This window comes from Candidatus Electronema sp. JM (genome assembly GCF_048287415.1).
In the GTDB taxonomy this organism is placed as follows: domain Bacteria; phylum Desulfobacterota; class Desulfobulbia; order Desulfobulbales; family Desulfobulbaceae; genus Electronema.
Genome location: NZ_JBLWEN010000027.1, coordinates 71,145 through 83,638, shown reverse-complemented (window position 1 = coordinate 83,638; position 12,494 = coordinate 71,145). Strand labels below are relative to the sequence as shown.

The following is a 12,494-nucleotide window of genomic DNA, read 5'->3' as shown; positions in this document are numbered from 1 at the left end:
GCAGGGACGACGAATCAGACGGACAAGACCGGGAGCTGCGCCAATGCCCCGGTCTTTTTATTTTGAAAAATATTTAATAACTGCAAATGGACCGCAATTTCATCATGGAGCGGATTCCGCACCGCCCGCCCTTCCTGTGGCTGGACCGGGTGCTGGAGCTGACCGACAGCGCAATCCGGGCGGAAACCACCGTTCCCGCTGAACTGGACATCTTCAAGGGGCATTACCCTGCCTATCCGATCATGCCCGGCGTGCTGCTCTGCGAGGCGGTCTTTCAGGCTGGCGCATTGCTGATCGCCGAGACCATGCGCGGCAGGGAGGAAATAAACGGCGTGCCGGTGCTGACCCGCATTCTCGGCGCGAAGTTCAAACGCGAGGTGCGGCCAGGCGACACCATTGAAATTGCCGCCAGCTTGCAGGAGCAGGTTGGCCCGGCTTGGTTTCTCAAAGGCAGCGTGCAAGTGGGCGGCAAGACAGCGGTGCAGGTGGAATTCGCCTGCGCTTTGAAAAAGGAGGCGTGATGGATTTTCTCAAGCTGGCAGGTAAAAAAGTCGTCATCTTCGGCTTGGCGAACAAGAAATCCGTGGCCTGCGCCATCGGCAAGGTGCTGCTCGAAGCCGGGGCGGAAGTGATTCACGTGGTGCGCAGCGAAGAGCGGGCCGCTGCCTGCCGCAAGCTCTTTCCGGCCAGCCCGGTGTTCTGCTGCGATGTGGAGGATGAGGCGAACATTGTCCGGGTACGGGATGAAATCGCCGCGAAGATTGGCGGGCCAATCGCGGGCATTGTTCACGCCATCGCCTTTGCCAATTATTCCGAAGGAATGCAGCCTTTTCACGCCACGGTGAAAAAGGATTTCCTTCAGGCCGTTGACATCTCCTGCTTTTCCTTCATCGCCATTGCCAAGCATTTCAAAGAGCTGCTCGACCCGGACGGCGCGATGGTGACGATTTCCATCTCCACCACCCGCATGGCTTCGGAAAATTACGGCTACATGGCTCCGGTCAAGGCGGCCTTGGATTCCTCGCTCTGTTTTCTCGCCAAATCCTTCTCCGCTTTCTCGCGGGTGCGCTTCAATGCGGTCGGGGCCAGTTTGCTCAAGACATCGGCTTCAGCAGGTATTCCCGGCTATGTGGATTCCTATATCTTCGCCGAGCAGGTCATTCCGAGAAAGCAGGCTTTGCGCACAGAAGAAGTCGCCGACGCAGCCGCTTTTCTGCTTTCGCCGCGCTCATCCGGCATCAACGGCCAGACCATCGTCGTGGACGCAGGCATGAGCTTCAATTATTTCGACAAAGAAATTATTGCTAAAGCGGTGCGCTGATGGCGACGAAGCAGCTGAATCCTTTCACTCGCGCCATTTTGATGGCAAAACACGCTTGGGCGGTGTTCCGGGCGAAAAACACGCCGCGCCATGTCAAGCTGATCCTTGGCATCGGGCTGCTCTACATCATCTCGCCGTGGGACATCATTCCCGAATGGCTGCCGGTCATCGGCGTGCTGGATGATTTCGCCTTGGCCGCGCTCTTGATTTCGTGGGCAGGCGGATTTGAGACGGATGGAGAGGATTCAAAGTAAAATGAAGCTGCTGTCTTCGGGAAAGGCTGGCTCAAAAAAAGCACCTGTCATTTTTCGTTCATCTTGCGTTTGGTATTATAAAGGTGTAAAAAAAGGGGTTGTGATGCTTGGGGTGGTTAAGAGAACAATAGAACAAGGAGATAATAATGAAATTGGCTGTTGCAGGATTGATCGGCGGCATGGTCTTCGGCTTGATGGTTTCCGGTTTGGCGAACGCAAGCAGCTATCGGCATGAGCGGCACGAATACCGCAATGTTCATCCAAGAAGCAGTGTGTTAAGGCACTCCAATCACAGTCATCATCGTTATGAACGGCGTGTGATTGTCCCTTTTAGCAGCCACAGGGAACGGCACGCCACGTCTCCGTATTCAAGCAGCTATCGTACTCGTCCGTACTATAAGAGCCATGAACGGCACGAACGTTATGTAAGGGGCCATCATGGGCGGCATGATGACTGATAATCTATGAAGAATCACAGAGGATACTTAGACCATTGATACGGAGAGTCACGCATCCTCACTTCTGCTGCAACTCTGATATGTCCTCAGCAAAGGACGGAACCTCGCCGGTTCCGTCCTTTTTCTTTTTTTGCCCGTCCAAGCAAAAAATACAGCCGCCCAAAAAAAATATCGCCTTTCATCTTTCGTTCATACTGCGCTTGGTATTATGAGAATATAAGGAACGCGAGCATGGTGCTCAGGCAGCAGAAAGAACAACAGCACAAGGAGATAATGATGAAACGGACTCTGGCAGGACTGATCGGCGGCGTAGTTTTCGGTTTGATGATTTCTGGTTCAGCATTCGCCAGCGGTGGTGATGAAGCGTATGAGCATGGCGGCTACGGCTATGGCGGCGGTTACATGTACAACGATGACGCATATGAATATGGCCGCGCCCGAATGATCGTGCCCCCGCCGGTCTATGGCAATGTGGTGCCGACAGCTCCGGCGACTGTTTATCCGCCCGCCAATGTGTCCTATGGTGCCCCTGTGCCCTACTATGGCCGTGAAGCCTATGAATATTCTGGCCGATACGGTTATGGTGACGACAGCTACGAGTATCGCGGGGGATACTGGGGACATCGTTGATGTGGAGCAGACCGCCCGCAGTTTCCCCTGATCTTGACGCTGCGGGCCGGCACAAAACAGCTAAGATTTCTCTTGCCCTTGGCTGATTTTTTTTGTATATGAACTTGTGCTACATTGTCGGGTTTTGGGGACATGAAGAATCAAGCCGCCTGAACAATGTTTATTACACTCCAAAGGAGGAGGACGTGAAAAGGCTCGTATTTCTCATGGCGGCATGTGGAATAATTCTCGCCGCTGGAGCAGCATCAGCAAGTGATGACGATGAACGCTATGAATATGGCAACGCAGAATTCTACGGCGTGATTGATGCTCTGCCGCAGAACAGCCTTGACGGCATCTGGCGAGTGAATGGACGACAGATTGTTGTTTCAAATCGCACAGAGATCAAAGAAAAACGCGGCAGGATTGAAGTTGGTGCCTATGTCAAAGTAGAAGGATATCCATCTGGAAACAACTTTGATGCGCAAGAGATTGAAGTGAAAGGTCGTCGCCGCTGAGGTCTTTGCAAAAAGAAGCAGTTTTCATTTTCTGTTCATCTCGCCTTTGGCATAATAAAAAAAATAGATGAGCAGCATTCAAATCAGATGCTCTAAAAAAAGGAGATCATCATGAAACGCGCAGTTTTTGCTTTGGCAGTTCTTTTGTCTGGTTCATTCTTAGCCGCCAGTGCTCAAGCCAGCGGGGATGAATATTACGAGCGCGGCGAATATGGCGGCAGAGGGTACTATGGCGGCGGATACGGCGGCGGCTATTACGAAGGCAAATTGTATGGCGTGGTTGAGGCTATGCCAGCCGGTGGTGTGTTTGGGACATGGCGCGTCAACGGCAGAGAGGTCGTTGTCACGGAACGCACCTTCATTAAAGAAGAGTACGGCAGACTTGGCATCGGCGCGCAGGTTGAGGTGAAAGGCGGCGGCAACCCCTTCATGGCCTATGAAGTTGAGGTGAAAGGCAGCGGCAGAGCTATGATGGGGCCGCCTCCGGCAGGTTTCTCTCGGCCAATGCCGCCACCCGTAATCGGCGGTGGGGTCCCGGCAAATCCGCCAATGTCGCCTCCAGCATCGGCAATGCCTGGAGCCGCGCTGATTCCGTTCAGCGGGTCAGTTGAGGCGATGCCGCAGGGCAGCCTCCTGTTCGGCATGTGGAAAATCGGCGGCAAAGATGTCGTCATCACCGACCGCACAATCATCAAACAGCAGAACGGCCAGTTAGCTCTTGGTGCGCAGGTTGAGGTGAAAGGCAGCGGCGGCATTCCTTTCATCGCCCACGAGATTGAAGTCAAAGCCCGCGCCATCCGCTGATTGTTTCCCGCAAAACTGCCGGGGCAGGAATGCTCCGGCAGGACATCCCGGAGCAGTTTCTCATGAGCACCCCGACACGCACCATCTTCCTCCTGCTGGCAGCCGTCCTTGTTTTTACCGCCGGGAATGCGCGGGCTGAAGAGGAGAGCAAGCCTCGTCCGCATTTTTATCAGCCTGGCTCAGGCTACGAGCAGGAGCCGGAATACAAATTCACCGGCACGATCAGCAAGCTGCCTGAAGGCGGCACGTCTGGCACATGGGTTATTGACCAGCGATTAGTTCTGGTCACGCCGATGACAACGATCAATGAGGAAAAGGGCAAAATTGCTGCCGGGGCTGTGGTTGAAGTTCGAGGTCTGCTCCGAGGCATTGATTTTATGGCGGTTGCGATTGCAGTTACAACTGGCAGTCCCCAAAAAACAAAGGAGGAGGACAAAAAATGAGCACCGAGAACACAGCCCCATTGGGCACGCCGGTCCGGCTTTGGCATCTGACTATGATCGCCTTGGCTGTCGCCGCCTTAGCCACCGGCGATGGCGCGGATGATTACAAAAAAATCGAACATGCAGGTTTTCTGCTGCATGGCAAGGTCGGCCTGACCGTGTTCGCCGCTCTTTGCTGTTATTTCCTGTACGGTCTGCTCGGCCCGCGAGGCTCGCGCCTGACCACTTGGTTTCCGCTCACACCCAGCCGCCTCAAGCAGACTGGCAGAGATATCGCCGGTTTGCTCCGCTTCAAGCTGCCAGAACACAAGCGGCGGCAAGGTTTGGCCGGGCTGGTGGAATTCTTCGGCCTGATGGTCTTTTCTTGGCTGGCGGCCACTGGCACGCTGATGTATGTCTTCATGGAGCGGGGAGCCAAGGCGCATGGCCCCATGCACGCCATCAAAGAGGCGCATGAAGTCGGCACCGCCTTGATCTGGGTTTATCTCGCCCTCCATGTCGGCGCGGTCATCGCCCACACTGTGAGCGGCCATCATGTTTGGAAGGAGATGTTTTTTTTGAAAAAGAGCGGGGCTGAATAAGCAGGAGCCGGGCTGATGCGAGTTCTGATTGTTGAAGATGAGAAACGGCTGGCCAATCTCCTCAAAAAAGGGCTGGAAGAGCATTCCTTTGTCGTTGATCTCAGTCATGACGGCGAAGACGGACTGTATCAGGCGGAAATTTCTCCCTATGATGCGATCATCTTAGATGTGATGATGCCGAAAATGGACGGCTTCACCGTGCTGCGCAAGCTGCGGGAGCGCGAAATTCAGACTCCGGTCATCATGCTTACGGCCCGAGGCGAGGTGGAAAGCAGGGTCAAAGGGCTGAACACCGGCGCGGACGACTACCTTGCCAAGCCCTTTGATTTTGGAGAACTGCTCGCCCGTCTGACCGCAGTGGTGCGGCGCAGCAAGGGCCAGCCCGCCTCGCAGCTCTGCATTGCCGACTTGAGCATTGATTTGAACGCCAAAAGCGTCTCCCGGCAAGGTATTCCCATTCAGCTCTCGGCCAAGGAATACACCATTCTGGAATATCTTGCCTTGAATGCGGGCCGGGTGATCAGCAGAACGGAATTTTCCGAGCATGTCTATGACATGAATTTTGATCTCGACAGCAACATCATTGATGTCTATATCAACCGGCTGCGGAAAAAAATAGACAAGGACAGCGAAAAACCGCTGATTCAGACCCGCCGGGGCGAAGGATATATTATCGAGAAGGAGAACTAAGTGCTCCGTTCGATCAAAGGAAGATTGCTGTTCTGGACATTCGGCTCTGTCGCCATCCTGTTTACTGGTTTTGGCTACGCCCTGCATCATAAGCTGCATTATATCGTAGATGACTCGCTCGATAAAACGCTCCATGCCAATATGCAATTTGTCAAAGGATTAGTGCATTCGCATGACAGCGTCACTATCTTATGTGAGGCCGAGGAATTCATCAAGGGCGATTATACACAGCCAGATTCCGGCCATTATTACAAGGTCTTTGTTGACGGAAAACTCAATACAGCATCGCATTCGCTGGTGGACAGCAACTTTGACCTTACCCCCGGACAGCCAATTGCCCACAACACCAAGCTCAGAGAATGGGTGTATGTCACAACTGGCCCGGACAGCGAGCCGCTCCGGGTGCTCCGGCATGAATATATGTTTTTAGGCAAGCTGATCACCCTTGTTGTCGCTGAGGACATGAAGGCGAATTTGCAAATGGTTGACCGGCTGACGAAATATTTTTTCATCGTCATGCCGGTGATGGTTTTCCTGATCGCCCTGACCAGCCTGATCATTGCGGAAATTTCCCTGCGCCCGTTGCAGAAATTTTCCCAAGCCTTGGAGACCATCAGCCATAAAAATCTGGAGGAGCGGCTGCAAGAGAACGGGCAGGCGAAGGAGCTGCGCAAACTGGCGGAAAAATTTAATTCATTGATGCAACGGCTCCAGCAGGCCTTTGAGGCGGAAAAAAATCTTCTCGGCGATGCCGCCCATGAGCTGAAAACGCCGCTGGCTGTGATTCGGACTGAATGCGACATTGCGTTGCAGCGGACGCGGGCTGCGGAGGAATATGCTGAAAGTCTGCGGGAAATCCGCTCCGTGTCCGGGACGATGCTGGAGCAGGTCAACGGGCTGCTGACGTTGGCCCGATTGGACTCAGGAATGCTGGATGCGTCAGTATTTCAGCCTGTTTCCTTGAATAGCTGCGTCAGCGATGCAATGCGTCTGGCCGACCCGCTGGCCAAGAAAAAAAATGTGCTGCTCAGCGCCAATCTGCATGAGGAGGCATCCGTGTGGGGCGACAAGGACACCCTGACTGAGGCCCTGCTGAATTTGGTTGAAAATGCCGTGAAATACAATCATCCCGGCGGCTTTGTCGCGGTCGAGCTGAACCGGCGGGACGGCGAGGTGGAAATCGCGGTCAGCGACACCGGCATGGGCATCCGCGAAGAAGACCGGCAGCGCATTTTCGACCGTTTTTACCGCTCCGCAACTGCGAGAACCGGCACGGAAGGAACCGGCCTGGGCCTGAGCATCGCCAAAGCGGTGATGCAGGCGCATGGCGGCGGCATCAGAGCCGAGGCGCAGCCGGGCGGCGGCAGCAGGTTTGTCTTGACCATGCCGCTGGCTGGATGAAATCCGCAGCAGCCCATTCTCTAAATTGAAGTTCTTTGAAGTTCTCCCAGAAGCAAGGTAAGATATGCCGACAGGAGAACTCTCATGCCCATCCTTTGCGAATCCATCCCTAATTTCTGCTCCGGGCTGCGCTGATCCATCATGCTGCTGGAACTGCGCATCAACGATCTGGCCCTGATCAGCGGCTTGGAACTGGATTTTTCCGCTGTTCCTGCCGGACTGATCGTCTTCACCGGCGAAACCGGCGCGGGCAAGTCCATTATTTTGCAAGCGGTGCAGCTGCTCACCGGCGGCAGGGCTTCAGCGGCCTTGGTGCGCAGCGGCTGCGCCCAAGCGGCGGTCGAGGCTGCCTTCGACATCAGCCGCCAGCCGGAAATTGTCAGCCTGCTGCGTGCGCACGGTTTCGACAGCGGCGATGATTGCATCCTCCGCCGCGTGGTCAGCGAGCAAGGCCGCAGCCGCTTTTTTGTCAACGACCGCCTCGCCACGGCCCGCCTTGCCAGCACTCTCGGCGCAATGCTGGTCAATATCGCCGGACAGCACGATCAGCAGCAGCTCCTCCGCAGCAGCAGCCATATTGATTTTCTTGACGGTTACGGCGAACTGCTTGAACAGCGGACGCAATACAGCCAGCTTTTCGCCCAACGGCAAAAACTCCTTCAGCAAATTGGCGCATTGCGCAGCCAAGAGCAGGATAAAGAGCAGCGGCGGGCCTTTCTCAGTTTTCAGCTTAAAGAAATCCGTCAAGCCGGATTGGCAGCGGACGAAGATGAGCGGCTGATTCACGAGCGCGACCTGCTCAAATCATCCGCCGCGCTGGTGGAGCTGGTCGGCAAAAGCCATCACCTGCTGCAAGACAAAGTCCGCGAGCTGCTGACCGTAATCAGAAAAAACATGGAGCAGGCCGCCGCGCTCGACCCGCAGCTCAAGGAGCTGACGGAACGGATCAGCGCAGCCTGTTTTGAAACCGAAGATTTAGAAGGCGGACTGGCGGCTTATTTGGAGTCCATGCCGCGTGATCAAGGGAGGCTGGACGAAATTGCGGCGCGGCTGGCTCTGATCCGCCAGCTCCAGCGCAAATACGGGACAAGCATTGCCGAAGTGCTCGACTTTGCCGAAAAAATTGCCAGTGAACTGCACGCGCTTGACCATTTGGAGCAAAAAATTGCGGACTTGGAAAACGGGCTGCGCGGCGTGGAGCAGGACTTGCGGCAGCAGGCAGCGGCGTTGTCAGCAGTGCGCAAAGAGACTGGCGCAAAATTGTCTCAGGCCATGCGCGACGAGCTGGCCTCGCTTAGTTTCAAGCAGGCTTTTTTTGAAGCGGCAGTGACAGCGGACGAAAATCATCTTGCCGCAACTGGCTGGGATAAAGTGGAATTTTTATTTTCAGCCAATCCGGGCGAGCCGCTCAAACCGCTGACCGAGGTGGTTTCCGGCGGTGAATTGTCGCGCCTGATGCTGGCGATGAAATGCCTGTTCGCTCGTCAAGACCAGGTCGAGACTGTTATTTTGGATGAAATTGACGCAGGCATCGGCGGCGAGGCGGCGAGCGCGGTGGCCCGCAAAATCAGCGAGCTGGCCGGGCATCATCAGGTGTTCTGCATCACCCATCTGCCGCAGATCGCCGCCTGCGGGGACGCGCATTTTTTTGTCGAGAAAACAGTTGCCAGCAGCCGCACACGCACCGCCATCCGCAGCCTCTCGTGGCCGGAGCGTGAAGCGGAGCTGGCCAGAATGCTCGGCGGCGACTGCCCCACCACCCAAGCCCTTGCCTTGGCCAAAGAGCTGCTGGAGCGGCGCGGCAGGCCATAAAAAACAAACCCCGCCCTTTCCTGCAAATGGGAAAGGACGAGGGGCAGTGAGCAGAAAAACTTCTTATGCTTCCTTCTTCTCCGGCATTTTGAAGCCGCTGCCCAGGGTGAGCTGAAGCACCTCGTCCATGTGGCTGACCGGGTAGAAGGTGAGCTTGCTCCGCATTTCCTCCGGGATTTCCACCAAGTCCTTCTCGTTGTCCTTGGGGATGATCACCTTGGTGATGCCCGCCCGCAGCGCGGCAAGTGCTTTTTCCTTTAGCCCGCCGATGGGCAGGACGCGGCCACGCAGAGTCACTTCGCCGGTCATGGCGATGCCCTTGCTCACCTTCTTTTCGGTGATGGCTGAACAGAGGGCCACGGTCATGGTGATGCCTGCGGACGGCCCGTCCTTGGGAATGGCTCCGGCAGGGACGTGAATGTGGATGTCCCGCGACTCGAAGTAGCCTTTCTCCACGCCCAGCTCGCCGCTGCGGCTGCGGCAGTAGGTCAGGGCCGCCTGTGCCGACTCCTTCATCACATCGCCCAGTTTGCCGGTGAGCATCAAACCGCCCTTGCCCGGCACAATCGAAGTCTCAATGTGCAGCAGCGCGCCGCCTACGGAAGTCCAAGCTAGGCCGACCGCCAAGCCCGGCTGGGCCAAGGTGTCCAGTTCCGCGTCGGGCAGATACTTCGGCGGGCCGAGATACTTCTCCACCGTGTTTTTGGAGATGGAGTACGGCCCTTTGCCGCCCTCAGCGATCTTGCGGGCCAGCTTGCGGCAGATGCGTCCCAGCTCGCGCTCCAGATTGCGGACACCGGCTTCCTCGGTGTAGCTGCTGATGATCAGGTCAATGATGCTGTCGTCCATCTTGACCTGACTGAGCTTGATGCCGTTCTCCTTGGCCTGACGCGGCAGGAGGTAGGTGCGGGCGATGGCCTTTTTCTCTTCCTGCGTGTAGCCCGCGATTTCAATCACTTCCATCCGGTCCATCAGCGGGCCGGGGATGGTGTCGGTGCGGTTGGCCGTGGTGATGAACATGACCTTGGAGAGATCAAAGGGCATGTTCATGTAATGATCGGAGAACGTGTTGTTCTGCTCCGGGTCGAGGACTTCGAGCAGGGCCGAGGAGGGATCGCCCCGGTAGTCGGAGCCGATCTTGTCGATCTCGTCCATCATGAAGACTGGATTGCAGGTGCCCGCGCTCTTCAGTCCTTGCAAGATGCGGCCCGGCATTGCGCCGATGTAGGTGCGGCGGTGGCCGCGAATTTCAGCCTCGTCGCGCATTCCACCGAGCGAAAGCCGGTAGAACTTGCGGCCCATCGCCCGCGCCACAGCCTTGCCCAAAGAGGTCTTGCCCACGCCCGGCGGGCCGACAAAGCAGAGGATCGGTCCTTTGGTCTCGGTGTTCAGCTTGCGCACAGCGAGGAACTCAAGAATGCGCTCCTTGACTTTCTCCAAGCCGAAGTGGTCTTCATCCAGCACTTTGGCTGCCTTGATCAAGTCGAGCAGATCGGTCGAAGACTTCTTCCACGGCAGATCAATAATCCACTCGATGTAGGTGCGGATGATGTTGGCCTCGGAAGCGTCGGGGTGCATCATCTCCAAGCGTTTCAGCTCCTTCAACGCCTCTTTGCGGGCGTGCTTGGGCAGCTTTTTCTTGGAGATTTTCTTTTGCAGCTCCTCGATGTCCTCGGTGTAGGAGTCGTCGTCGCCCAGCTCTTTTTTCAGAGCCTGCATCTGCTCGCGCAGATAATACTCCCGCTGCGACTTCGACATCTCCTCCCGCGCGTCGGACTGAATCTTGGCCTGCACAGCCGCCACTTCCAGCTCTTTATTGAGCAGATTGGCCACCAGGCGCAGCCGCTCCAGCGGATCAACCGTCTCCAGTATTTTCTGCGACTCGGCGATCTTCAGGCGGAGATTGGAACCAACCAAATCAGCCAGACGGCCCGGCTCCTCGATGCTGTTGATGACCCCCATCAAATCGGCAGACAGCGCGCCGCGCAGCGACATGATTTTCTCAGTCTGCTCACGCACCAAGCGCATCAGGGCCTCAATCTCCACCGTGATCTCCGTCCCGTCGGCTTCATCCTCCTCAACCAAGGTGATGCCGACGCGGAAATGCGGCTCCTTCTGCTTGTAGTCGGTGATTTTGGCCTTGGACAGAGCCTGCACCAGCACTTTCAGCCTGCCGTCGGGCAGCTTGAGGGTGCGCATGATCTGCACCACCATGCCCACCTCGTAGAGGTCGTCCGGCTCCGGCTTGTCGCTGGAAACCTCTTTCTGGGTGACGAGCATCAGCAGTTTGCCGCCGCTCATGGCTTCGTTCACGGCTGAGACGGAGCTGGGCCGTCCGACAAAGAGCGGCAGGATCATGTAGTTGAAGACCACCACATCCCGCACCGCCATCATCGGCAGCTCTTCGGGAATGTCGGTGTCCTGAACGCTGTCCGCAAAATCGTCCATGCTGCTGGACAGTGAATCGTCGCTCTGCAATTTTTCCTCCTGAGATCAGGAACTTGTCGGCAAATTGCCGCCTGCGGCCAACAGAAGCGCAGCGGTCTGCCGCATCAATGGTTGAAAGAACTTAAACATAACCTTATAGTAAGTCAAGCGGGGGACGCTTCCGGGCGCAAAAAAACTGCATCCGGTGCCCCGCATGGCTTTTTTCTGTCCCTTTCAGCCCAATGTGACGCATGTTTTCCGCCTCTTCTTTTTTTGACCTGAGCGATTTCGCCCATCGCGCCCTGTTTGCCGAAAATGAGCCGGTCTGGGCCGCGCTGAAGCAGCTAAAAGGCTACATGAACGGGCTGAACTACAGCCAGTTCCGCCACGAACGCCTTCAGGATGGCGTGCCGCTGCCCTGCCCTCTGATTTTTCATGAGGGCAAATTGCAGACCACCGAAGGCTGCGAGATTGTGTACGGCGACACCAACAAGGGCAAGCTGCGGGTCAGCCGCGCCGGTCAGGAGCTGACTGGAGCTTCGGTGCTCATGGCTGGGGCGGTGTTCATGGGCAGCCGCATTCTGCTCGGCAAAGGCGTGCTGATCGAATCCGGCGCGCTGATCAAGGAGCCAGCGGTCTTCGGCGACTGCACCGAAGTGCGGCAAGGCACCTATGTGCGCGGCTACTGTCTGACCGGCAGCCGCTGCGTGGTCGGCCATGCCACTGAGGTCAAACATTCGATTTTCTTCAACGACGCGAAGGCCGGGCATTTCGCTTATCTCGGCGACTCCATCCTTGGCGGCGCGGCCAATCTCGGCGCAGGCACCAAATTCGCCAACCTCCGCTTTCTGCCCGGCAACGTGCAGATAAAAACGCCGGACGGCCCGATTGACAGCGGCCTGCGCAAATTTGGGGCCATTCTCGGCGACCGCGTGCAAACCGGCTGCAATTCCGTCACCAACCCCGGCACCCTGCTCGGCTCAGACAGCCTGCTCCTGCCCAACACCACCGCGCCGTCGGGGTATCATTCGGCAAAATCTGTGCTGGGGTGACAAAAATATCGCTTTGGCTACCTAATGTGTAACTCGGTATCAATTCGACCCGTATAGCATTTAAATTTTTAGATAGTTTGAAAAATGGCAGTCTCCATCTTGGGTAATGGTGAACCGTGAGTGA

14 protein-coding genes are annotated in these 12,494 nt (G+C 56.3%); 13 read left to right on the top strand and 1 reads right to left on the bottom strand.

The genetic code is table 11. From position 1 onward, the window contains the following. Positions 1 to 86: 86 nt before the first annotated feature. The 12 genes from ACNKH6_RS05640 to recN all read left to right on the top strand — a co-directional run bounded on the left by ACNKH6_RS05640 (position 87) and on the right by recN (position 8,891). Entirely contained in the window at positions 87 to 521 is a 435-nt protein-coding gene (locus ACNKH6_RS05640; RefSeq protein ID WP_417914572.1) for a 3-hydroxyacyl-ACP dehydratase FabZ family protein, read from the top strand. Beyond that, positions 521 to 1,321, top strand: a complete 801-nt coding sequence (locus ACNKH6_RS05635) for an enoyl-ACP reductase FabI (protein WP_417914571.1) — start codon at positions 521 to 523, stop codon at positions 1,319 to 1,321. Before ACNKH6_RS05640 ends, ACNKH6_RS05635 begins: the two co-directional genes overlap by 1 nt. Next, complete coding sequence (locus ACNKH6_RS05630; protein WP_417914570.1) at positions 1,321 to 1,575, top strand: YkvA family protein; 255 nt, start codon at positions 1,321 to 1,323, stop codon at positions 1,573 to 1,575. The genes ACNKH6_RS05635 and ACNKH6_RS05630 overlap by 1 nt, the downstream gene beginning before the upstream one ends. 1 nt (position 1,576) lies before the next feature. Further along, positions 1,577 to 1,810 (top strand): hypothetical protein, encoded by a 234-nt coding sequence (locus tag ACNKH6_RS05625; RefSeq protein WP_417914569.1) that lies wholly within the window; start codon positions 1,577 to 1,579, stop codon positions 1,808 to 1,810. Positions 1,811 to 2,306: 496 nt separating this feature from the next. Next, a complete protein-coding gene (locus ACNKH6_RS05620) occupies positions 2,307 to 2,663 on the top strand; it encodes a hypothetical protein (protein WP_417914568.1) in 357 nt (118 codons plus the stop codon). 185 nt (positions 2,664 to 2,848) lie between these two features. Then, positions 2,849 to 3,160, top strand: a complete 312-nt coding sequence (locus ACNKH6_RS05615) for a DUF5666 domain-containing protein (RefSeq protein WP_417914567.1) — start codon at positions 2,849 to 2,851, stop codon at positions 3,158 to 3,160. Positions 3,161 to 3,271: 111 nt separating this feature from the next. Next, positions 3,272 to 3,964: a DUF5666 domain-containing protein gene (locus tag ACNKH6_RS05610; RefSeq protein WP_417914566.1), complete on the top strand. Its 693-nt coding sequence runs from the start codon at positions 3,272 to 3,274 to the stop codon at positions 3,962 to 3,964. Positions 3,965 to 4,026: 62 nt separating this feature from the next. Then, positions 4,027 to 4,407, top strand: coding sequence for a hypothetical protein (locus ACNKH6_RS05605; RefSeq protein WP_417914565.1), 381 nt, complete (start codon positions 4,027 to 4,029; stop codon positions 4,405 to 4,407). Continuing rightward, positions 4,404 to 4,988 carry a cytochrome b/b6 domain-containing protein gene (locus tag ACNKH6_RS05600; protein WP_417914564.1) on the top strand — a complete coding sequence of 195 codons (585 nt, stop codon included), beginning with the start codon at positions 4,404 to 4,406 and terminating at the stop codon, positions 4,986 to 4,988. Before ACNKH6_RS05605 ends, ACNKH6_RS05600 begins: the two co-directional genes overlap by 4 nt. Before the next feature lie 15 nt (positions 4,989 to 5,003). Continuing rightward, complete coding sequence (locus ACNKH6_RS05595; protein WP_417914563.1) at positions 5,004 to 5,678, top strand: response regulator transcription factor; 675 nt, start codon at positions 5,004 to 5,006, stop codon at positions 5,676 to 5,678. Further along, complete coding sequence (locus ACNKH6_RS05590; RefSeq protein ID WP_417914562.1) at positions 5,679 to 7,079, top strand: sensor histidine kinase; 1,401 nt, start codon at positions 5,679 to 5,681, stop codon at positions 7,077 to 7,079. It begins immediately after the preceding gene. Between the two features lie 141 nt (positions 7,080 to 7,220). Continuing rightward, positions 7,221 to 8,891, top strand: coding sequence for a DNA repair protein RecN (gene recN / locus ACNKH6_RS05585; protein ID WP_417914561.1), 1,671 nt, complete (start codon positions 7,221 to 7,223; stop codon positions 8,889 to 8,891). Positions 8,892 to 8,954: 63 nt separating this feature from the next. Here recN and lon read toward each other — a convergent pair whose 3' ends face one another. Next, positions 8,955 to 11,339, bottom strand: a complete 2,385-nt coding sequence (gene lon, locus ACNKH6_RS05580; RefSeq protein WP_417914610.1) for an endopeptidase La — start codon at positions 11,337 to 11,339, stop codon at positions 8,955 to 8,957. 230 nt (positions 11,340 to 11,569) lie between these two features. Here lon and ACNKH6_RS05575 point away from each other — a divergent pair, with 230 nt between their 5' ends. Then, positions 11,570 to 12,370: a hypothetical protein gene (locus ACNKH6_RS05575; RefSeq protein WP_417914560.1), complete on the top strand. Its 801-nt coding sequence runs from the start codon at positions 11,570 to 11,572 to the stop codon at positions 12,368 to 12,370. The last annotated feature ends 124 nt before the right edge of the window (positions 12,371 to 12,494 follow it).